At 55.3% G+C, this 20489-nt stretch carries 20 protein-coding genes and 1 tRNA gene; 11 read left to right on the top strand and 10 right to left on the bottom strand.

The features are described from left to right. Nucleotides 1-163: 163 nt before the first annotated feature. The 3 genes from msrA to K8R57_04005 all read left to right on the top strand — a co-directional run bounded on the left by msrA (nt 164) and on the right by K8R57_04005 (nt 2352). The gene (gene msrA / locus K8R57_04015; protein MCE9587461.1) at nt 164-778 is read left to right on the top strand and encodes a peptide-methionine (S)-S-oxide reductase MsrA; all 615 of its coding nucleotides are present in this window, start codon (nt 164-166) and stop codon (nt 776-778) included. A gap of 169 nt (nt 779-947) precedes the next feature. Then, nucleotides 948-1019: transfer RNA gene (locus K8R57_04010), tRNA-Lys, on the top strand. Between the two features lie 55 nt (nt 1020-1074). Further along, complete coding sequence (locus tag K8R57_04005) at nt 1075-2352, top strand: argininosuccinate synthase (GenBank protein MCE9587460.1); 1278 nt, start codon at nt 1075-1077, stop codon at nt 2350-2352. Between the two features lie 172 nt (nt 2353-2524). Here the strand turns inward: K8R57_04005 and lepB are convergent, their stop codons facing one another. Beyond that, entirely contained in the window at nt 2525-3634 is a 1110-nt protein-coding gene (gene lepB, locus K8R57_04000) for a signal peptidase I (GenBank protein MCE9587459.1), read from the bottom strand. 148 nt (nt 3635-3782) lie between these two features. Here lepB and K8R57_03995 point away from each other — a divergent pair, with 148 nt between their 5' ends. The 4 genes from K8R57_03995 to K8R57_03980 are packed head-to-tail and all read left to right on the top strand — an operon-like array spanning nt 3783 to nt 6546. Further along, the gene (locus tag K8R57_03995) at nt 3783-4319 is read left to right on the top strand and encodes an NAD(P)H-dependent oxidoreductase subunit E (GenBank protein MCE9587458.1); all 537 of its coding nucleotides are present in this window, start codon (nt 3783-3785) and stop codon (nt 4317-4319) included. A 44-nt stretch (nt 4320-4363) separates the two neighbouring features. Beyond that, on the top strand, nt 4364-5704 hold the full coding sequence (gene nuoF / locus K8R57_03990; GenBank protein MCE9587457.1) for an NADH-quinone oxidoreductase subunit NuoF: 1341 nt from the start codon (nt 4364-4366) through the stop codon (nt 5702-5704). A gap of 11 nt (nt 5705-5715) precedes the next feature. Next, nucleotides 5716-6099, top strand: a complete 384-nt coding sequence (locus K8R57_03985) for a DUF423 domain-containing protein (protein MCE9587456.1) — start codon at nt 5716-5718, stop codon at nt 6097-6099. A 27-nt stretch (nt 6100-6126) separates the two neighbouring features. Then, nucleotides 6127-6546, top strand: coding sequence for a secondary thiamine-phosphate synthase enzyme YjbQ (locus K8R57_03980; GenBank protein MCE9587455.1), 420 nt, complete (start codon nt 6127-6129; stop codon nt 6544-6546). A gap of 166 nt (nt 6547-6712) precedes the next feature. Here K8R57_03980 and K8R57_03975 read toward each other — a convergent pair whose 3' ends face one another. Beyond that, nucleotides 6713-8011: a nucleoside recognition protein gene (locus K8R57_03975; GenBank protein MCE9587454.1), complete on the bottom strand. Its 1299-nt coding sequence runs from the start codon at nt 8009-8011 to the stop codon at nt 6713-6715. A gap of 251 nt (nt 8012-8262) precedes the next feature. Between K8R57_03975 and dcd the strand changes: the two genes are divergently transcribed. Further along, the gene (gene dcd / locus K8R57_03970; protein MCE9587453.1) at nt 8263-8832 is read left to right on the top strand and encodes a dCTP deaminase; all 570 of its coding nucleotides are present in this window, start codon (nt 8263-8265) and stop codon (nt 8830-8832) included. A gap of 93 nt (nt 8833-8925) precedes the next feature. On the opposite strand, the gene K8R57_03965 is transcribed toward dcd, so the two are convergent. Together K8R57_03965 and K8R57_03960 are read right to left on the bottom strand one after the other, a co-directional pair. Then, entirely contained in the window at nt 8926-9384 is a 459-nt protein-coding gene (locus K8R57_03965) for a bifunctional nuclease family protein (protein MCE9587452.1), read from the bottom strand. Between the two features lie 58 nt (nt 9385-9442). Beyond that, nucleotides 9443-10066 carry a gamma carbonic anhydrase family protein gene (locus tag K8R57_03960; GenBank protein MCE9587451.1) on the bottom strand — a complete coding sequence of 208 codons (624 nt, stop codon included), beginning with the start codon at nt 10064-10066 and terminating at the stop codon, nt 9443-9445. A 121-nt stretch (nt 10067-10187) separates the two neighbouring features. Here K8R57_03960 and K8R57_03955 point away from each other — a divergent pair, with 121 nt between their 5' ends. From K8R57_03955 to fumC, 3 genes are all read left to right on the top strand, one after another. Then, complete coding sequence (locus K8R57_03955) at nt 10188-10466, top strand: HU family DNA-binding protein (GenBank protein MCE9587450.1); 279 nt, start codon at nt 10188-10190, stop codon at nt 10464-10466. A gap of 104 nt (nt 10467-10570) precedes the next feature. Further along, entirely contained in the window at nt 10571-11557 is a 987-nt protein-coding gene (locus tag K8R57_03950; GenBank protein MCE9587449.1) for a malate dehydrogenase, read from the top strand. Beyond that, complete coding sequence (gene fumC / locus K8R57_03945) at nt 11554-12972, top strand: class II fumarate hydratase (protein MCE9587448.1); 1419 nt, start codon at nt 11554-11556, stop codon at nt 12970-12972. Before K8R57_03950 ends, fumC begins: the two co-directional genes overlap by 4 nt. A 51-nt stretch (nt 12973-13023) precedes the next feature. Here fumC and K8R57_03940 read toward each other — a convergent pair whose 3' ends face one another. The 6 genes from K8R57_03940 to K8R57_03915 form a co-directional block, all read right to left on the bottom strand. Continuing rightward, complete coding sequence (locus tag K8R57_03940) at nt 13024-13659, bottom strand: MotA/TolQ/ExbB proton channel family protein (protein ID MCE9587447.1); 636 nt, start codon at nt 13657-13659, stop codon at nt 13024-13026. A gap of 10 nt (nt 13660-13669) precedes the next feature. Beyond that, nucleotides 13670-14749, bottom strand: a complete 1080-nt coding sequence (locus tag K8R57_03935) for an energy transducer TonB (protein MCE9587446.1) — start codon at nt 14747-14749, stop codon at nt 13670-13672. Beyond that, nucleotides 14746-15687 carry a hypothetical protein gene (locus K8R57_03930; GenBank protein MCE9587445.1) on the bottom strand — a complete coding sequence of 314 codons (942 nt, stop codon included), beginning with the start codon at nt 15685-15687 and terminating at the stop codon, nt 14746-14748. Before K8R57_03930 ends, K8R57_03935 begins: the two co-directional genes overlap by 4 nt. Further along, on the bottom strand, nt 15684-16334 hold the full coding sequence (locus K8R57_03925) for a redox-sensing transcriptional repressor Rex (GenBank protein ID MCE9587444.1): 651 nt from the start codon (nt 16332-16334) through the stop codon (nt 15684-15686). The genes K8R57_03930 and K8R57_03925 overlap by 4 nt, the downstream gene beginning before the upstream one ends. Next, nucleotides 16331-17734 (bottom strand): tRNA (N6-isopentenyl adenosine(37)-C2)-methylthiotransferase MiaB, encoded by a 1404-nt coding sequence (gene miaB, locus K8R57_03920; protein ID MCE9587443.1) that lies wholly within the window; start codon nt 17732-17734, stop codon nt 16331-16333. The genes K8R57_03925 and miaB overlap by 4 nt, the downstream gene beginning before the upstream one ends. A gap of 84 nt (nt 17735-17818) precedes the next feature. Beyond that, nucleotides 17819-20404: a glycosyltransferase gene (locus K8R57_03915; protein ID MCE9587442.1), complete on the bottom strand. Its 2586-nt coding sequence runs from the start codon at nt 20402-20404 to the stop codon at nt 17819-17821. Nucleotides 20405-20489 lie beyond the last annotated feature (85 nt).

Raw genomic sequence — 20489 nt, 5'->3', positions numbered from 1 at the left:
AGTGAGGGAGAAAGCTCACAGGGATGAAGCGGATAAAAGGGTTTAAGTGGGAATGGAAATCTGGAGAAAATCTCAAGACGTCCTGACGATTGATTGAGCCACCGGCGTTGGGCTGGATCACATTTGCACTGGCAATTCCGCCTGCAGGGTGGAGATTGGCCGTATGAGACCCTTCTTTCCGGCAATGCTGCTTTCCCTCTTTGCTTCCAGCCTGTTTTCTCCACTCATGAACGCCAACGCCACTCCGTCGCCGACTCCCACCTCTTCAGTAAAGACCGCGATGTTCGGGGGAGGTTGTTTCTGGTGTATCGATGCCGTGTTCCAGAATCTACCCGGAGTCATCAAGATCACTTCCGGATTTGCGGGTGGTGCCAAAGCAGACCCGACCTATGATCAGGTCTGCAGTGGGCGCACCGGTCATGCCGAGGTGATCCAGATAACTTATGACCCAGCGAAGGTGAGTTACAACCAGCTGCTCGATCTCTTCTGGAAGGCACATGATCCGACGACGCTGAACCGTCAGGGGGCTGACTCTGGCACCCAGTACCGCTCCATCATTCTGACCGCCACACCGGAGGAGGCTGCTGAGGCCCAGGCATCGAAGAAGAAAGCACAGGCTCAGTTTGACGATCCGATTGTGACCGAGATTGCTCCTCTCAAAACCTTCTACCCAGCCGAGTCGTATCACCAGAACTACTACCAGAATAACAAGGATCGGAATCCGTACTGTCAGGTGGTGATCGCGCCGAAGCTCAAGAAGCTCGGGCTGCCCCAGTAACTTTCCAGCTTCTTTCTATTCTCAATAACTGAGCAGCCAAGGTCATGGGGCCAGGAGTGAGGAAAATGCACTTCCCCTGAATGGGGAATCTTGCATAATAGACTGCTGATTGTTTCTTAGCCCGAATAGACCGGGAGGCCGGATGGCCGGGCCGAAACATTCTTCCTCTGGGTTGATAGCTCAATGGTAGAGCAGTACCCTTTTAAGGTATTGGTTCTGGGTTCGAGTCCCAGTCAACCCACTCTTTTCGCAAATCGGCGTGCAACAAAGCACGTGGTGCTGTATCCCACAGGTTCATGAAAATCGTTGTCGCCTACTCTGGGGGTCTGGATACCTCCGTCATTCTGAACTGGATCAAAGAGACCTACTCCGCAGAGGTCATCGCTTTTTGCGCGGACATCGGTCAAGAAGAGGAACTGAAGGGGCTGAAGCCGAAGGCGCTCCGCACGGGAGCCTCCAAGTGCTATGTCGATGATCTGCAGGAAGAGTTCGCGCGCGATTTCATCTTCCCCATGATGCAGGCCGGTTCTCTCTACGAGGGTGAGTATTTTCTCGGAACTAGCATTGCCCGTCCACTGATCGCGCAACGCATGGTCGAGATCGCGACTGCCGAGGGTGCCGATGCGGTGGCTCATGGTGCCACAGGAAAGGGGAACGATCAGGTCAGGTTCGAGTTGGCTGCTGCCGCTCTCTCCCCGGATCTCCAGGTGATCGCCCCATGGCGCGAGGAGAGATTCCGCTCCGAATTCCCGGGTCGCGCCGAGATGATCGCCTACTGCGAGCGCCACAAGGTGCCGGTCGAGGCCAGTGCCAAGAAGCCCTACTCGATGGATCGCAATCTGCTCCATATCAGCTATGAGAGCGGAATCCTGGAGGATCCTTGGTTCGACGCTTTTGCCCCTGCAAATAGGGGGATGTTCAAGCTCTCGGCCAGTCCCGAAGAGGCACCTGACAAGTCCGAGATGGTCACGCTCGATTTCATCCAGGGAAACTGCGTGGCCGTGAATGGTAAGCCACTCGATCCGCTGGCCGTCATGAAGACGTTGAACAAGATCGGCGGCCGTCATGGCGTCGGGCGCGTCGACATGGTCGAAAATCGCTTTGTAGGAATGAAGAGCCGCGGTGTCTATGAGACCCCCGGCGGCTCGATCCTGCACTTCGCCCACCGCCAGATGGAGTCCCTCACGATGGACCGTGAGGTGATGCACCTGCGTGATGGCCTGATCCCGAAATACAGCACGCTGGTATATAACGGATTCTGGTTTGCACCCGAGCGTCTGGCACTCCAGGCGCTGATCACGGAATCCCAGCAGAATGTGACCGGCACTGTCCGCCTACGTCTCTACAAGGGGAATATCATGGCCGCTGGCCGTAAGAGCCCGGTCAGCCTCTACCGTCCCGATATCGCCACAATGGAGGCCGACCCGACCCAGGCCTACGATCAGGGTGATGCCACCGGCTTCATCAGACTAAATGCCCTCAGGCTAAAAGTCGCTTCTAAGGTCGCGGCAAAAGTTGCCGCCGGCGGGAAGAAGCCTGTGAGTAAGAGGACGACTGCCAAGAAGCGGAAATAAGAAAGTCTCCCGCAGAGGCCAAGGGATCCAGCTTCAATCTGGAACTCATGAACTCAGGAAGAAACTGCAGGGGATGTTTTTACTATGGCCGTAGGTGCCTAGAGTAATTGGGTAATCTCTCCGTTACGCCTTCCTAATAGTCCAACAGCCTAAAAGGCTAATAGTCTTAGATTCACCGAATGAAGCCCCACCGCTCGGAGAAGGGCCAGTAGACGAAGTAGCCGCGACCGATGACGTTCCGCTCCGGAACGATGCCCCAGTAGCGGCTGTCGCTGGAGTTGTAGCTGTTATCGCCCATGGCGAAGAATGCGTTGGAGGGCACCGTGAAGGTCTCCTCCGGTGTCGTCAGGTATTGCGCGGCGCTGGGATTGGAGTATCCCCGATAGCCGTTCTCGCAGCTCATGACGCGTTGGAAGGGAGTTTGTGTGGCGAGTGAACCGTTCAGGAAGAGCTTTGGGGCATCTATTCGCAGGGTGTCTCCCGGGACGCCGGCGAGTCGCTTGATGTAGAACTGGGAACCCAGGGCAGGGTCGAGATTCATCTCGATGCGGCGGATTCCCGTGGTCTTGAAGACAAAGACATCTGAACGCGATGGGTTCCTGAACTGGTAGGTCATGCGGTCGACAAAGACCTGGTCGCCCGCCTGGACATAGCCGTGGACGATCGTTTCCCCTAGCTCATAGACTCTGCCTGGTCTCACTCCGAAATCCCGCGCCACGACATCGCGAGGTGCAAAGATCGAGAACTTTCCCTCCGTGGTGACTACTTCTGTGAAGGTGAAGAAGTTGAGCTTGGTGTGCTCGTTAAGTCCCAGGACTTCCTCTTTTACTGCGGCCTTGAGGTCAAGGTGGGTGCGCCCGAGGCGGATGAAATCCATGGCACGGATGATCGGTCCCGGAAGGGAATCTTCCGAAGGATGTCCCAGCATCCCGTAGAGAGTCGGCTGCATTGATCCGGTAGGGATCTTGAATGGCTTCAGAAAGTAGGCTTGGAATCCAACGGCCAGGGCGATGGCGACCACGATGGCCTCGATGTTCTCCGCCCAGACGGGGTGGGGTCTGGCAGGAATGACGGAGGCAAAACCGGTTTCCAGCATTCGGGTTGTTTGATCGATCTCCTGCTCTTTCTTTCCGCGGATCGCGTGATTCAGTGAGGAAATGAGTTCCTGAAGGCTGGCGATCTGTCCCTCTCCCAGCAGGTCACGATGGTGGTGAAGGGTCTTGGAGGCCCCCTCGGAGAGGATACGGGCTTCCTTGATGAATCGGGGGGTGAAGAATCCCATAGCTTGAAAAGTCGGAAAAGAGAGCGAAGCAGGATCACAGAGTCTTGGCAATCACCGCCCGTCATCGGGCCCTTGATGCCCCTCACTATCGAATTTACCGATTTCCTGCTTTCCGAGACAGCTCGTTTTTGATCTCTTACATCTCTTCATGCATACTCATGCAGCTCCTTCCACCGGTCCCAAACAGGCTGAATTGATTCCTGCGGACCTCCTTTCCAAGATCGACGAGGCGGTGACTCACTACCCCGTCTCCAAGAGGAGTGCGTCCCTTCCTCTCCTCCATCTCTGGCAAAACCACTTCGGTTTCGTCGATGACAGCGGCGTGGATTGGATCGCGAACCGTCTGGAGCTTCAGCCTATCAATATCCTGGAACTGGTTACCTTCTATCCATGGTTCCGTCAGCAGGCTGCCGGCAAGGTTTGCATCCGCGTCTGCCGCACTCTCTCATGCGCCTTGGCCGGAAGCTACGAGGTCCGGGATGCCTTCTGCAAGGCTGCCGGAATCGATCCTAAGGCCCCAACGCACGGGCACACTCCTCCTGTCAGCGCGGATGGAAAATTCAGTGTCGAGTTCGTGGAGTGTCTCGCGAGCTGCGGTTCGGCTCCCGTGGCCCTAGTCAATGATGATCTCCTCGAGGACATTACCCCGGAAGGCACCGCCGTTATCCTGAGCCAGTACAACTGATCGATTCCACTAGATTCCACTAGGTACCAACAAGGCCCACGACCATGAAATCACTTCTTCTTCCTCCACATCCCAAAGAGCGCCGCATTGTCTTCAAGAACGCCTGGACCCAGGGCTATACCCCTGACATCGACTGCTACGTGAAGAACGGGGGCTATGAAGAACTGAAGAAGGCTCTCGGTATGAAGCCGGAGGAGATCATTGATGAGGTCAAGAAGGCGAACCTGCGTGGTCGCGGCGGTGCGGGATTCCCATGCGGTGTGAAGTGGGGTTTCATCAAGCGTGACGACGGTAAGCCTCACTACATTACCTGCAATGCTGACGAGTCGGAGCCCGGTACCTTCAAGGATCGGTATATTCTACATAACGACCCCCATCAGTTGATCGAGGGAATGGCGATCGCTGCCTTCGCTCTGAATGTCAATCTTGCCTATATCTACATCCGTTGCGAGTTCCCGAAGGCTGCTGGGATTGTTACTAAGGCTATCGAAGAAGCCCGTGCCAAGGGATTCCTTGGAAAAAACATCATGGGTAGCGGCTTCGACATCGATATGTATGTTCACCAGGGAGCCGGTGCCTATATTTGCGGTGAGGAGACCAGCCTGATCGAGTCGTTGGAGGGTAAGCGTCCTTATCCCCGCATCAAGCCTCCCTACTTCCCCGCGGTCCTCGGTCTCTACATGTCTCCGACTATCGTCAACAATGTGGAGACATTCTGCCACGTGAAGCAGATCTTCAAGATCGGCAGCGGCGAGTACGCAAAGATGGGCACTGCCGGAGACGGTGGTACCCGAGTGATGTGTGTCTCGGGTGATGTCATGCGTCCCGGTCCTTACGAGATTCCTGCCGGCGGAGTGACGCTTGGTGAATTGATCAATGATGTCTGCGGCGGCATGAAGCCCGGTCGTAAGCTCAAGGCGATCATTCCCGGTGGCAGTTCCTCCAAGATCCTGCGTGCCGGGGAGACCTTCAAGATGAAGGAGAAGGGCCCGGACGGAGAAATGATTGAGAAAGAAGTTCCCCTTCTCGACCTTGTGATGGATGCGGCCAGCCTTGCCGCAGCCGGCACAATGATCGGAAGCGGCGGAGTAATCGTGATGGATGACTCGCGCAACATGCTCTGGGCTCTTAATAACCTGAATACATTCTACGCCCACGAGAGCTGCGGTCAGTGCACCCCCTGCCGCGAGGGTGTGCTCTGGATCGACAAGATGACTACCCGCATGGTGAACGGAGAGGGGATCTCCCAGGATCCAGCGACTCTCAAGAACGTGGCCGACAATATTGCCGGCCGCACGGTCTGCGCCTTCGGTGAGGCGGCCTCATGGCCTGTCCAGAGCTTTCTCCAGAAGTTCCCCGAGGAGTTCGAGATCGCGGCCAAGTAATTCCTTCCTTCATGTCCCGTCGAGCCGCACTCCCAGGGCTCTTTGTGGCAGGTTTGACTGGTTTTCTGGGGATCGGGCTTGGAGCCTTCGGTGCCCATGCCCTGAAGGGTTTGCTTGAGGCGCATCATGCTCGTGAGATTTGGAATACGGCGGTGCTTTACCAACTCGTTCATGCACCCGTCCTTCTCTTGTTGGCCCGTGAGCAGTCCGTTCCAAGAATCCCATTTCTCTGCTTTGCGTTCGGAATTCTGATTTTCTCGGGAAGTCTCTATCTGCTGGCAGTGACAGGGATTACCTGGCTCGGAGCCGTCACCCCCATCGGGGGACTTCTGCTGATGGTCGGTTGGGCCTGGATTGCATGGATTGGGTTGCGCCCGGAATCCCGAGCCTCCTGATCCTCAGATGATCATTCTGATCTTACGATGATCGCGCTCACCGAGAGTTTTATTATCCCTACTCGAGGGAAGGGGACCTATGAGATCACAGACCAAGTCGCAACCTTGCTTGCCCGCAGCGGAATCAAAACGGGACTCGCCACCGTCTTGGTCCATCATACCAGCGCGAGTCTGGTGATCTATGAGAATGCTGATCCGACGGCGAGAGCCGATCTCCACCGCTTTTTCGAGGATCTTGTCCCGGAGGATCATCCCAACCTCATCCATACGGCCGAGGGGGCGGATGATTCCACCAGTCATCTTCGCATGGCGCTGACTCGCACAAGCGAATCCATTCCAATCGCCGCGGGAAGCCTCCAACTCGGCACCTGGCAGGGGATTTATCTGTTTGAGCACCGCAGCGCTCCCCATCGTCGAACCATTGTGGTGAGTCTGATCGGGATCTAAAGAATACTCGTGATCTTCGCGGATAGCGTCGTTGGTCTCCGCTCGCAGTAGTTCACCACAGCTTCGCTTACCCGCCTAGCTATCCTGTAACGGTCGAGCCTATCATGTCACCTTCTCAATGACATCGGATCGTCCATCTCCTTCATCCCCTTTATCCCTGTAAATATTACCTGAAGACCAATCGGCAGATCACCAGCGATGCCGCGACGCCAGCAGCGTCAGCAAGTAGACCAGCGGCCAGGGCATGGCGTCCCTTGCGGATCGCTACGGAGCCGAAGTAGACGGCCAGCACATAAAGTGTGGTCTCTGTGCCCCCGAGGATCGTTCCTGCTAGATGGGCTGCGTAGCTGTCAGGTCCGCAGGCCTTGACGATCTCGGCAAAGAGCCCTGTGGCGGCACTTCCGCTCATTGGCCGGACAAGGACTAGTGGCAATACTTGAGGAGGTAAGCCAATCAGATCCAGAACGGGAGAAAGAAGACGGGTCAGGATATCGATCCCCCCAGCAGCCCGAAAGATCCCGACAGCGACAAGGATCGCCACGAGGTAGGGGAAGATGCGCAGGGCGACCTGAATGCCCTCCTTGGCACCCTCGATGAACTCTTCGTAGACGGCCACTCCCCGCAGGGCTGCGTAGAGGGGGAAGAATCCGATCAGGAAGGGAATCGCCACGAGAGAGATGCTCTGGATGATGGCAATCGCCAAGGAGTGCTGTCCCTCGACTCCTGACAAAGCCAAGCGACCGATCGTGATGACAAAGAGGGCCATGTAGCCACCAAGCAGGATCTTCTTCCAAAGCGGAAATTCCGTGAGAGGTTCCACAGGAGATGGGAGGGATGCCTCACTGGCATCACTCGCCATGACGGGAGGCATCGGAGGAATGGCAAACATGGGGAGTCGTTGCAACAGTTTTACCGAGACGATGCCCGTCACGAAGGAGCAGGTCGAGGCGACAAGAGCCGTCCCGATGATGGCGGTCGGGTGGATCGATCCGGCGGCAGCCAGAAGCCCCACGGCGGTTGCGGGTATGAGCTGGACGGAACTCGTATTGATGGCCAGGAAGGTGCACATGGCATTCGTGGCAGTACCCGGGCGGGGATTCAGTGATTCGAGTCCCTGCATGGCGCGCAGACCGAGAGGGGTGGCGGCATTACCGAGTCCCAGCATATTGGCGGCAATATTCATCACCATGGCCCCCATGGCAGGATGATCTGCCGGGACGTCGGGGAAGAGACGGGTGAGTAGCGGTTTGAGGAATGACGAGAGTCGTTCCACGGCACCCGATTTCTCGGCAAGCCTCATGATGCCCAGCCAGAGAGCCATAACAGCCCCAAGGGGGAGAGCGATGGTCATCAGTGATGCCTTGGCTGCATCGAACGTGGCGGCTGTCACGGCCTCAGTTTTGCCGGTCAAGACACCCAAGACCACGCCGCAGAGAATCAGGCCCAGCCAGAGATAATTCAGCATAAGGGAAGTTTTACGAAAGACTTAACGCCGCTACCAAAGAAAAACGCCGAACCGAGAAAATATGGAACTCAGGAAGCCAATCAATGTTGATCCAACTCTCTACTCATGAACATAGGAGATTTCATGGTTTCAATAGTTGGTTCTATGACTTTTACCATCTTCAGTTCTTGAATTCATGAGTTCCATATTCATTTTCTTCCTTTTGAAGATTTTACGATGACGGCCAATCGGGGATCCGCTTAAATCGCACTATGTCTGTCTGCTCTGATCGCTGGATTCGCAAAAAGTCGCTGGAACAAGGAATGATCGAACCGTTCATCGATGGTCAGATTCGTGCCTCCGAAGATGGGGGGCGCGTAATCAGCTATGGTCTCTCAAGCTATGGTTACGACCTCCGTGTCGCGGATGAGTTCAAGGTCTTCACCAATGTCTTCAGCGCCATGGTCGATCCGAAGGAATTTGATGAGAAATCCTTTGTCGATTTGAAGACCGATGTCTGTGTGGTTCCGCCCAATTCCTTTGCTCTCGCACGTAGTGTGGAATACTTCCGCATTCCACGTGAGGTCCTGACGATTTGCGTGGGCAAGTCCACCTACGCCCGGTGCGGCATCATTGTGAACGTCACTCCCTTCGAACCTGAATGGGAGGGGCATGTGACCTTGGAGATCTCCAACACAACCCCGCTACCGGCTAAAATCTATGCCAACGAGGGTTTGGCTCAGGTCGTCTTCTTCGAGGCGACAGAACCATGTGAGACGAGCTATGCCGATCGCGCCGGCAAGTACATGAAGCAGCGAGGCATCACGGTGCCAAGGATGTGAGCCGAAAGGATGAAGTCAGAATGATGAAAGATGAAAAAGTGAGGCTGTCTGTGGCCTCTGCTGCATTTTTGGCCGGGTTTCATACTTCATAATTCAACCTTCATCCTTCTCTTCCTCCATCATCTTCCTGAGGACTTCGGACATGTCTTCCACTTCATTCCAGACTTCGCCAGTGGCATAGATGGGAGCTTTCTGCTGAGCGGCCATCGCAAGGCAGTCGCTTGGGCGAGCATCCAACTCCAGCACCTTGCGCTGCTGAAGTTCATTCTCGGCGGTCACGATCATCCGTCCGTAGTAGGTAGCCCCCTTGAGATCATTGATGATCACTCTCTCCACTTTCGCACCGAAGCCCGCAAGCATCATTCCCATCAGATCATGGGTGAGGGGGCGTTCGTTCTTTGTTTCCCGGATCATCATGCTGATGGCGTTGCCTACCAAGGGATCGACATAGATGACGAATACCTTCTGATCGTTGCCTAGAAACACAGCGCTCCCGCTGGTCGTAGGAATGACTGCCTTGATATCAATCTGGACGACCTCTTTAGGGCTCATGTGACTCATGGTTCCACTATGTTCCAGAATGAGCCGTTACGCATCTAAGCAATTACGCTTATTGATCGTCCGTGCTTCTGGCTGAAAAGTCGGGGTGGACGATTCCTCGGCGTTTGTATTCTGCGGAAACGATTAAATAATGATCCGCCCAGGAGCCTAGGCCCTGCTGTTCCTCGCTACTCAGTGTACGAACGATCCTGGCAGGCGATCCCACCACCATGGATCCAGACGGGATAACGGTATTCATGAGTACTGTGGCATGGGCGCCGATGAGGCACCTTTCGCCAATGATAGCACCGTCCAGGATGATCGCTCCCATGCCGATCAGTGACTCGTCACCAATCGTGCAGGCATGGACGATAGCACCATGCCCGATAGTGACTCGTCGCCCCACTGAGACGCCAAGCCCCGTGGCAACATGGATCACGGCATTGTCCTGCACGTTGCTCTCTTCGCCGATCTCGATCGGGGCGATGTCTCCACGTAGCGAGGCAGAGGGCCAGACGCTGGCCCGAGCGCCCAACCGCACCGCTCCGGCAAGGAATGCACCAGGTGCAACATAGGCATCGGAATGGACCAGGGGCCTGAGGTCCAGGTGCTCGGTCACGATCTTTTTGAAGTAGTCAAGGTGTTCCGGATGAGAAAGGTCGGTCCTAGGGTCGTCTGCGGGATGAGTGTTCATGAGGTTTGAATAAGGTTTTTTTACGATTTTCTCACAATGGGTGTTGACAGCAAGAGGAGGTTTTTTTTGGATCAGTAGTGTCATACGACACAACCAACCAAATAACCCAACCCAACAATCCATGAGCAGCAAAGTCCACCTCGTTGAATCCGTCCAGAAGGCACTCGGTAAAGACACCTCCAAGGCCCACGCCGAAAAGGTCGTCGCTTCCGTTATCGAAAGCATCAAAGCCCTCGTCAAGAAGCACAAGAGCCTTCAGTTGATCGGCTTCGGTACTTTCAAGGTTGTCAACCGTAAGGCCCGTAAGGGAATCAACCCTAAGACCGGCAAGGCTATCCAGATCAAGGCTTCCAAGAGCGTTCGCCTGACACCTGGTAAGGCTTTCAAGCAGTCTCTCTAAGTTTTAAAGGGTTTCCCCCCCGCCCGAGAAAACCCGTTATGCCGTTTGGCATAACGGGTTTTCTCATTTCTCTGCAGTATCGATTCGGTTATTGTCGTTGTTCCATGAAATCACCACTCGTTGTCTCCGTCACCGGCGCTGCCGGACAAATCGGCTACTCACTCCTTACCCGCATCGCCTCCGGGCAAGTCTTTGGCTATGACCAGCCTGTCGCCCTCCGCCTCATCGAGATCGAACCCGGCATGAAAGCCCTGGCCGGTGTGGTCATGGAACTCAACGACTGCGCCTTCCCTCTCCTTGAGTCGATCGAGGCGACTGCCGATCTTGATCACGGTTTCAGCGGAACCAACTGGGCGCTGCTCGTCGGAAGCGTTCCCCGCAAGGCCGGTATGGAGCGCAAAGATCTCCTCGGCATCAATGGCAAGATCTTCATCGGGCAGGGGCAGGCCATCGAGCGGAACGCCGCCGCAGACGTCAATGTCCTTGTGGTCGGCAATCCCTGCAACACGAACTGCCTGATCGCCATGAAGAACGCCCCCTCCATTCCTGAGGATCGCTGGCATGCCATGACTCGTCTTGATGAGAATCGTGCCAAGAGTGCCCTCGCCGAGAAGGGCGGTTGCCATAACCGGGACATCACCAAGCTCGCTATCTGGGGTAATCACTCCAGCACGCTCTATCCCGATTTCGAGAATGCCCTGATCAACGGCGAGCCTGTCAGCAAATACATTCCCGACCGCGCCTGGCTAGAGAGTGATTTCATCAAGGATGTCCAGCAGCGTGGAGCCGCCATCATCGCGGCACGGGGGCTTTCTTCCGCTGCTTCTGCAGCCCATGCCGCCATTGAGACCGTTCAGTCCCTCCGTGAGGTGACATCAATGGATGACTGGCACAGTGTCGCTATCGCCTCTGATGGATCCTATGGCGTCGAGAAAGGTCTTATCTGCTCCTTCCCTATCCGTTCCAACGGCACCACCGCCTCCATTGTGCAGGGGGTCGATCTCGGTGAGTTCGGGAAGGCCAAGTTCCAGTTGAGCGTCAACGAACTGCTTGAGGAGAAGGCGATGGTTTCCGACCTTCTGCCAAAATGAGCGGCCACGAGATTCCGACCGCCGATCCGGCGACTCACCGATCGGAGACTGACAGCATGGGGGCGATTCCCGTCCCCCATGACCGCTATTATGGCGCCCAGACCGCGAGGTCACTGATCCATTTCGATATCGGAAACGACACGAAGCCCCCCGAACTCATCATGGCCCTTGGCCAGCTCAAGAAGGCATGTGCCTTGGCCAATAGGGATCTCGGCAAGCTTCCCCAGGAAAAATGCGATCTCATCGTCCGTGCGGCTGACGAAGTGATCTCAGGCAAGCTCAATGGCCACTTCCCTCTCCGTATCTGGCAGACCGGAAGCGGTACTCAGAGCAACATGAACGCCAACGAGGTCATCTCTAACCGCGCCATCGAGATGGCTGGGGGTGAGATGGGCTCGAAGAAGCCCATTCATCCCAATGACGACGTGAATATGTCGCAGTCGTCGAACGATACCTTCCCCACCGCGATGAATATCGCGGCCGTGACGGTCGTTCTTGAGCGCCTACTGCCTGCGGTGAAAGCACTGCGAGGAGCCTTGCATACCAAGGCTCTTGAGTTTGCAGATGTTATCAAGATCGGTCGTACCCATCTCCAAGATGCCACTCCGATCACCTTGGGCCAGGAATTCTCGGGTTATGTTGCGATGCTCGACGCGGATCTGGCTCGTCTTGCCGAGAGCCTTCCCGGTCTTGAGTCTCTGGCCATTGGCGGAACGGCTGTCGGTACCGGGCTGAATTCCCACCCGAAGTTTGGTGAGACAGCCGCTTCCCACATCGCTCAGATCACCGGCTATCCGTTTGTCTCTGCTGAGAATAAATTCATGGCCCTCTCTTCGCATGGCGAGTTTGTCTTTGCCAGTGGTGCGCTCAAATCCCTGGCCACATCGCTCATGAAGATTGCCAACGACATCCGCTGGCTCGCCTCGGGGCCGCGTTGCGGATTGGGTGAGCTCTCCCTACCTGAGAATGAACCGGGCTCATCCATCATGCCCGGCAAGGTGAATCCCACGCAGTGTGAGGCCGTTACCATGGTAGCCGTCCAAGTCATTGGTAACGATACGGCAATCGGCATCGCTGCTTCCCAGGGGAACTTCGAGTTGAATGTCTTCAAGCCTGTTATCATTCACAACTTTCTCCATTCCGTCCGACTCCTTTCCGATGCCTGCCGATCCTTCATGGAGCACTGCGTTACGGGGATTGAGCCAAACCGCGAGGTGATTGCAGGATATGTCCAGAATTCTCTGATGCTAGTCACTGCCTTGAATCCGCATATCGGCTATGATAAGTCAGCTCAGATCGCCAAGAAGGCTCACAAGGATCATTCCAGCCTCAAGGAGGCAGCCATTGAACTCGGTTATTTGAGTCCGGAGCAATTTGATGAGTGGGTGGTGGCCGCCAATATGACCCACCCCTAGGGACCCCCTTGGGAACCGTGCTTAATCCCTCACGAAATCACGACGGACTGCTTATCTTCCGATTGCGAGCTTTGCCATCAGGTCAGTCGTCATTGATTCGAGCTCAATGGAGACCACTTCGACACGGCGTGTGAAGTAGTTATAGGCAACTAGGTTGGGAACAGCGACACCAAGGCCGACAATCGTACAGTTCAGGGCTTCGGAGATACCGTTGGCGACCAACTGCGGATCTCCACTCGCTCCGATATTACCAAAGATACCAACAAGGCCCGAAAGGGTTCCGAGCAATCCGAGCAGGGGAGAAATGCCAGTTGTAATCTCCAGGAAGACAAGACCCGATTCGAGTCGGGAAACTTCATGCCTCGCACGGGTCTGTACGGCGTCGAGGATCTCGGCGCGTGTCCAGTCTCTGTGCTGAAGAACGCTCAGCAGAACCCGTGACAATGGAGAAGGTTCCTGGAGAAGAAATTTCTGAAGATTCTCGATTTGGGATCCGCCTTTGAATCGATCGAGAGCGCGAATCACATCGGGCGGTAGCGCACGATCCATCTTGATGATGAGCGCCCTTTGAAGAATCACGGCCAGGGAGAAAACCGAAAGGATGAGAAGAACGGCCATGAAGAAGCCGCCTTTAACGAAGAACTCGACAAAGCCGGGCATCGCGGCAAGGAAGGGGTGCAGGTACATGGAGTGAAGCTTAGTAAACGGTGAAGCTGTAGTCGATTTCCAAGACCCCGTTCTGGAGTGTTCTGGCAACGTCGGGAGGAATCGGCGGAAGCTTGGCATCCATGATCGAGCGAAGACTACAATCAGTCAAAGACTCATTCCCATTGCTGGAGACGACATGGAGTCCGCTAACCTTGCCGCTGGCGGTGACCTTGAAGCTGACGTCCACTGTCCCGATGCTCAGAACCCCCATCCGCTCATCCACATAGTAGTACCACCTCGAACCGATGGCATCGGAGACGCCTTTGCGATAGCGGCCCAGCGGCGTGGCCTCGGCGGCAACAGAGGAGCGACCACGGTTGGAGATATTTCCATGGATCACGGTTTGACGAGTCTCAGGTTGGTATCCCTTGGTGATTCCCTGGGATCCTGGAACGGAAGCCTGGCGTGGCGGGGATGTAGAGGCCGGCGATGCCTTGTCGGCCGTCTGCGCTGTTTGTTTAGAGCTCTCGACTGGGGATTTAGGCGGTTCGAGAAGCTTGATATTGTTGGGAGGTGGAGGGGGGGGCGTTGGTTGAGGATTGGGGGTAGTGTTGGGTGTTGCCGCAGGGGTGGTAGACTGTGAGGGTTTTTGCTGCGATGGGGATTGTCTGGCAGAAGTGGATGGGGGCGTCGGAGGCTGTGCTGGGAGTGGGTTGCCAGCCTGAGAGGCCGGTTTTTCACCTGGGGTATGGCGCTGGTTCTGAAGTTCCAGCGCTGCTTGCTCAATGCCCTGCTGCGAGGGGAGAGGCAGTTGTCCTTCAGGGGTTTGTTCGCTGGCTGCTTTGCTGTTCTGATCCGATTGGAAAGGGGAATTCTCGGGTGCTTTTTCAGAGACTTCCTTTGCCTCGATGAAGGGACGTTCGTTTTTGGAAGGAGGGATGATTTCGAGAGTTACCTCGGGTGGAGGAGGGGATTTATGAATCTCTTTTTTCAGCAGATTTCTGGCGAAGAGAATTGCCAGGAAGATGATCAATGCTCCATGGATCAGGCATGAGAGGATGACGAAGAAGGGAAAGCTCTTCTTCCTGCGACTTCGCCTGGAAGTTCGTTGATCCGTGGTAGTTGTCATGGCACGGAGGTGAGTTGCGGAGAGGAGGTTTGTTGAGAAAGTTTGGTAGTCGCTCTCTTCTGAGGTCTCTGAATTGGATGAGAAACTTTCAGCTTTCCTGTACGTGCCTGATGAAAGAGGTATTGCTGGATATACCCGGCGTAAGGTCCCATGACCTTTTCTCCATAATTCTCTAACTCGACCGGAGTCAGTTTCTTTGCCCGAGAAGAACGGAAGGAGTTCAGGATCCTGCCGATCCAGACATCCACGGGAACCGCCTCGAGTCTGCCATAGGAAAAGAGAAGAATGCAGTTGGCAACCTTCCTTCCGATACCTGGCAATGTGCAGAGGGCTTCGCGTGCTTCGCGGGTGCTCATGCCGACCAGTGCTTCGGGGTTGAATTTCCCCTCGGTGACCAGTCGGGCCGTGCCGAGAAGGCCCTTTGCACGGAAACCAAGGGCACAGCAACGTAGCTCCGCTTCTGTCGCGGAGGCTAGGGCGGTTGGCTCTGGAAAGGCGGGGACGGGGGTATTCACCAGTTTTTTCCCATAGGCATGCCTCAAGGCCATGCTCATCTGGCGGATATGGGAGACCTGCTTCATCGGCGAAAGAATGAAGGAGGCCAGACATTCCCAATGCGGTTGCCTCATGATGCGCAGACCGCGACAGGCCAGTGATGCCTCGAAAGAGGCGGCATGAGAGACGCAAGATTTACGGATCGCCTCAAGATCATGATCAAAGGTCAGATAATGCTCTAGGGATTTGGAATCAATACCCTGGTAATGAAGGATTTCACCCTCCTGTCTAAGAATGACCCCTCTCTCGCCGATACATCCTGCATAGGCGCCCTCGAATTCCATCCAATGAAAGGTCTGACCACTCTCCAAGGTCATTCGGAGATCGAATTCAGGGCATGCGATACTGCCGTCTGCTTGTTTAAAGAGTTCACCCCGACTCATCGTGCAAAGTAGCTGAGGTTCTCCAATTCGATAGCGAGGTTGACATTATTCACGGCAACCGTCTCGGGAAGATGTAGCACTGCAGGAGAAAAATTCAGGATCGCCTGGATTCCAGCCTCGGTAAGCTGTTCGGCCACGCTTTGTGCGGCAGAACCAGGCACGCACAGGATCGCCATCCTTATCTCCCGACGCCGGACGAGTCCTCTCATCGATCCCATTCCCCGGACTCCTAATCTTCCCTCTTTTGGCTTTTGAGCTTTGAGATCAAAGGCCGCCACAATCTCGAACCCCTCGCGGGCGAATCCCTTATAGCTCAGAAGAGCCTGGCCCAGGTTTCCCACACCCACAAGGATGACGGGCTGAAGGCTCGCGCGACCCAGGATCTCCTCAAGCCTATTTCTTAGGATCACGACTTCGTAGCCTGTTCCGCGTTTGCCAAGGGGACCGCAGTAGGCAAGATCCCTGCGGAGTTGTGCTGACTGGACTCCGGCCACGCATGCCAGAGCAGTCGAGGAGACGATGCTCTCCCTTTTTGCGACCATGAGACCCAGGCAACGGAGGTACAAGGAGAGGCGGTAAACGGTTTTTTTGGGAATGTCGGATGATATTCGGACTGACGCTTCCACCTTCCCAGGACTTTTACTCATGAAGGCAGGGAGATTCCGTCGTGAATGGCTGGGTCGCCGTAGAGGGTTGAGCTGCTGGCAGAGGTCACGGAAACATCGAAGATTTCCCCGTGAAAACGGCTTCCTCCTTCAAAGATGAGGATCTTGTTGGTCCTCGTGCGTCCGGTAAGTCGGGTGGGATCATTACGGCTAGTGCCCTCGCAGAGGATTTCCTGGCGTGTGCCAATGCACGCTTCGAGCTTTCTGGAAGCTGATGCATTCACTACGGAGAGAAGATCCTGGTTGCGTGCCTCTTTCTCAGCCTCGCTTAGCTGTTCCTCCATCAGGGCTGCCGGGGTGTCCCCGCGTTTAGAGTAACGGAAAATAAAGGCCCCGTCGAATTCCAGTTCCTCGGCCAGATCCCGGGATGCTTTGTAATCACTTTCTGTCTCTCCCGGAAAGCCGACAATAATGTCTGTAGTGATCGCAATACCGGGACGGCTTGAGCGTAGGTCGGCGACAAGCTTCCGGTACGATGCCGCCGTGTAGGGACGGTGCATGGCCTTCAGGATCTTGTCGGACCCTGACTGAAGGGGAAGATGGACATGTTCCATGAGCTTCGGAAGTCGACCGAAGCATTCCACAAGGTCCTTACGGAAACCCATCGGGTGGGGCGAGGTGAAGCGGATACGCTCGAGTCCATCGACCTCGTGGAGAGCCTCGATGAGCTGCACAAAAGGGCTTTTGTCCCCTATCTTGGGAAACTCGTGCCGGCCGTAGAGATTCACGATCTGTCCGAGGAGGGTAACTTCACGAATCCCTTTCTCCACAAGATTGCGTGCCTCCTCAACAATCTCGCTGATAGGCCTGCCTCGTTCCTCGCCCCGAGTTGTGGGGACAATGCAGAAGGTGCAGTGCATGTTGCATCCCTGCATGATGGAGATGAAGGCTGTGGCCTCTTTCTTTTTCTCCGGGAGGTGATCCCGAATGGAGTTCTGGGAACCCTGTTCAGTCGCGGTGTCGATGATCGGTCGGATGGACGTACCGAGATCCCGCACATCTTCCTGAATGAAAGCCTCCTCGCGTTTTTTAAATGCCTCTTCTACGTAGTCCGCAACTCGGTGGAATTTCTGGGTGCCGATTACGAGATCGACATGTGGGGAGCTTTTTTGGAGGTCTTGACCCAGTCTTTGAGCCATGCACCCCATGTATCCCAACACGAGTTTTGGTTTCTCCCTGCGGAGCTTCCGCAGCATGCCCATCTTGCCAATGGCCTTCTGTTCCGCCATCTCTCGGACACTACAGGTATTCAGCAGGATCACGTCGGCATCCCTCTCGTGAGAGACAAGTTTATGGCCGCGGTTCTGAAGGTCACGCGCCACCTGCTCGGAGTCGCGTTCGTTCATCTGGCAACCGTAGGTCTTGATGAAGACGTTGGGCATGGGGGCGTTATCCTACAATCTGAATCCCTGGCTTTCCAGCACGACTCTCGTGATCCAAGAAGGATCGGGTTATCCTTGAAACGATCAGGATTGAGGGGATACCGGGGTTTCTATGCTCTCACCTGATGATTCAGACACTTCCCCTTCATCCTTTCGGGTTTCACTGAATGCATTTCTTTTCCGCGGATCGACCCTATTGAGTCCTATCCGCTGGCCGCTTGCCTCCACCAGTTCGACAACCCGTTTCTTCAAACGATACCCTCGAGTCCAAATGACAAACATGGCCGCCCCGTACAGGCCAAGGGGGAGAATCATCGAATGTCCTGACGCCGCTAGATAGATCAGCAGGCTGATCATGAGAAAATTTGCCAGGAACGTGGTTGCCACCATCCGGGTGGCGAGGCCTACGCGAGTCAGGCATTTAGGGCCTCCATGGTATTCTGTAACGCTTCTCATGGTGACTCCCCACCAGAAACTTCCATAAATCTGGACATCCCAATCCTTCCAACCTGTGTCGGTGGAGTAGCTCCAGCCTTCGTTTTCCAAAGCCTCGATGACCGAAGTGATCAGAAGTTCGCGCCCCTTTCCCTCCTCATTCCACAAAACAAGCCTCGAGAGCCCACTGATCTTGCTGGGTTTGAAGTCTTTTTCCTTGGCGGCGATGACGGATTCCGGCGTGCGCTTGAACTTGAGCCAGGTGAAGTATCGGGCCCATCCCCTAACCAGAGGCTGGGAAAGGGCAAGAAATGCCACTAGCAGACGTGCCCTGATCGTATCGAAACGTGGCTCCAGCTTGGCATGAATCATGTAGGAAAGAGCGACTAGGAAGGTGCCTCCGAACATCAGATAAGCCACGATCCGCAGGACGGGGAAAGGAATGGCCAACAGGAAGAGAAAGGCGGTAAGGGTCACCCATTCGATGCTGCTCAGATAGGCAGCCAGTTCCGACTGTGGGGTGGGGTAGATGCACTGGAAGAGTCCTTCACCAAAGACGCCATGATAAATCACGGGTTGGTTGATCAGCCAAGTGAAGCGCGGTGCTCCATAGACCTGTCCTTTCCATTTGGCTGTACCGGTCGGGCCAAAGAAAACCAGGTGCTTAAAGCGAAGGAGGGATTCGGCCTCTCCATAACCTTCCTGCTGCTTCCGGAAAGCCTTCAGGGTGAAGCGGCGATAGTGCCACACGATGGCCGAAGGGCTGAAGGCAATCACCTCTCCTTCCTGTTGCAGGCGCCAGCAAAAGTCCACGTCGTCACCAGCTTTTCGGTATTCCGGATCGAAGCCTCCGATCTTTTCAAAGGCCCAGCGGTAAAAGGCCATATTGCACCCGGGGATATGTTCCGCGACGACATCCGTGAGAAGTACATGACTCGGGCCTCCCGGTGCGGCGGCAACACATGCCTGATGCCAATTCTGAGCGGGAGGGGAGATATTCGGTCCCCCGACGCCGGCATAGTTGCCCGAGAGGAGGGTTCCTACAAGATAGTAGAGCCAGTCAGGATCTGCCATGCAGTCGCTGTCGGTGTAGGCAATAATCTCGCCTGTGGCCGCCGACGCACCGACATTCCTCGCAACGCTTAGGCCGTGATTCGTCTGGTAAATGGCATTTACCCAGGGGTGATGGGAGAGAATCTCCTTTGTCTGGTCCGTCGAACCGTCATCGACAACGACAACTTCGTAATCGGAATAATCGATTTTTTTGAGCGAGCGAAGACATGCTTCCAAGGTCTGGCCCCCATTGTAGCTGCAGACGATCACCGAGACTTTGGGGACACGGGGTAGGGGCGCGTGATGCGTGATGGATTGGCGATTGTCAAAAAACTCCCTGACCGTCGAAAGTGCCTTTTTGGGTGTGCGGTCGCGTTTCACAAGACCGAAGGCCCAGTCTAGGATTTCCATGCCCCCGCGATGCCACTCATCCGTCCAGGCGTAGAGAATGGTTCCTGCAAGCCCTCCCCTTACGACAGCATCCAGATGCCAACCTATCATCTCTGCCTGTTCCTCTTCGGTGTGCCGGATCGTATCCATTCCGAATTCACCCATCATGAGAGGCTTGTCTTCGGCCAGATTCTGAAGGCGGGCCAGATAGCGCTCAAAATCTTCCCTGCGGTGCAGGTAGACATTGAATGTCAGGAAGTCGACGTTTTGCGGAAGCAGGTACTCCGTGGGAGGATAGCTTGCATAGGAGTAGAGTGCCCGCGGATCCTCGTGACGGGCGATGTTGACCAGATGCTCCAGGAATTCGGTTACCCTCTTTGCTCCCAGCCAGCGCACCATGGAGGAGGGGATCTCGTTTCCCAGCAGGTAACCGAAGATCGCATGATGGCCTTTGTGCTCCCTCACAGCATCGAGAACGGCTTTCTCCACGGAGGCTCTTACCTTCGCATCATTCAGGAACTCGACATGCTCCATCCAGGCAATGCTGAAGAGAACTCGCAGGCCATTCTCTAGGCAGAGATCTAGAAACCAACGCGGAGGAGTGGTGTAGATGCGGATCAGGTTGGCACCTGTTTCTCGAATGACGGCCAGATCACGGGCAACCTGCTCTTTCGGGCCAAACTGGAATCCTTCCGAATCAGGGGCGAATGGTGCATAGGTGACTCCTTTAACAAAGAATTTCTTCTCCCCCTCGAAGAAGAACTTTGATCGGACAATTACACGCTCAGTCACTGGAAGATGTTTATGGAGGGAGTTCTCCAAGTCGAGTCAGAAGAGCTTTTCTCCTCTGGTCGTTGGGGGAGGCTCGGAGGATCCT

Source organism: Verrucomicrobiota bacterium, assembly GCA_021413925.1.
GTDB lineage: Bacteria > Verrucomicrobiota > Verrucomicrobiia > Chthoniobacterales > UBA6821 > UBA6821.
This window is presented reverse-complemented; position numbering and strand designations above follow the sequence as displayed.

What these genes read in the sequence shown, in the direction of transcription:
- K8R57_03935 (MCE9587446.1), bottom strand. Translation starts at nt 14,749, where the DNA reads ATGACAACTACCACGGATCAACGAACTTCCAGGCGAAGTCGCAGGAAG.
- K8R57_03965 (MCE9587452.1), bottom strand. Translation starts at nt 9,384, where the DNA reads ATGAGCCCTAAAGAGGTCGTCCAGATTGATATCAAGGCAGTCATTCCT.
- K8R57_04005 (MCE9587460.1), top strand. Translation starts at nt 1,075, where the DNA reads ATGAAAATCGTTGTCGCCTACTCTGGGGGTCTGGATACCTCCGTCATT.
- K8R57_03975 (MCE9587454.1), bottom strand. Translation starts at nt 8,011, where the DNA reads ATGCTGAATTATCTCTGGCTGGGCCTGATTCTCTGCGGCGTGGTCTTG.
- K8R57_03985 (MCE9587456.1), top strand. Translation starts at nt 5,716, where the DNA reads ATGTCCCGTCGAGCCGCACTCCCAGGGCTCTTTGTGGCAGGTTTGACT.
- K8R57_03980 (MCE9587455.1), top strand. Translation starts at nt 6,127, where the DNA reads ATGATCGCGCTCACCGAGAGTTTTATTATCCCTACTCGAGGGAAGGGG.
- K8R57_03960 (MCE9587451.1), bottom strand. Translation starts at nt 10,066, where the DNA reads ATGAACACTCATCCCGCAGACGACCCTAGGACCGACCTTTCTCATCCG.
- lepB (MCE9587459.1), bottom strand. Translation starts at nt 3,634, where the DNA reads ATGGGATTCTTCACCCCCCGATTCATCAAGGAAGCCCGTATCCTCTCC.
- fumC (MCE9587448.1), top strand. Translation starts at nt 11,554, where the DNA reads ATGAGCGGCCACGAGATTCCGACCGCCGATCCGGCGACTCACCGATCG.
- miaB (MCE9587443.1), bottom strand. Translation starts at nt 17,734, where the DNA reads ATGCCCAACGTCTTCATCAAGACCTACGGTTGCCAGATGAACGAACGC.
- dcd (MCE9587453.1), top strand. Translation starts at nt 8,263, where the DNA reads ATGTCTGTCTGCTCTGATCGCTGGATTCGCAAAAAGTCGCTGGAACAA.
- msrA (MCE9587461.1), top strand. Translation starts at nt 164, where the DNA reads ATGAGACCCTTCTTTCCGGCAATGCTGCTTTCCCTCTTTGCTTCCAGC.
- nuoF (MCE9587457.1), top strand. Translation starts at nt 4,364, where the DNA reads ATGAAATCACTTCTTCTTCCTCCACATCCCAAAGAGCGCCGCATTGTC.
- K8R57_03955 (MCE9587450.1), top strand. Translation starts at nt 10,188, where the DNA reads ATGAGCAGCAAAGTCCACCTCGTTGAATCCGTCCAGAAGGCACTCGGT.
- K8R57_03925 (MCE9587444.1), bottom strand. Translation starts at nt 16,334, where the DNA reads ATGAGTAAAAGTCCTGGGAAGGTGGAAGCGTCAGTCCGAATATCATCC.
- K8R57_03950 (MCE9587449.1), top strand. Translation starts at nt 10,571, where the DNA reads ATGAAATCACCACTCGTTGTCTCCGTCACCGGCGCTGCCGGACAAATC.
- K8R57_03940 (MCE9587447.1), bottom strand. Translation starts at nt 13,659, where the DNA reads ATGTACCTGCACCCCTTCCTTGCCGCGATGCCCGGCTTTGTCGAGTTC.
- K8R57_03995 (MCE9587458.1), top strand. Translation starts at nt 3,783, where the DNA reads ATGCATACTCATGCAGCTCCTTCCACCGGTCCCAAACAGGCTGAATTG.
- K8R57_03930 (MCE9587445.1), bottom strand. Translation starts at nt 15,687, where the DNA reads ATGAGTCGGGGTGAACTCTTTAAACAAGCAGACGGCAGTATCGCATGC.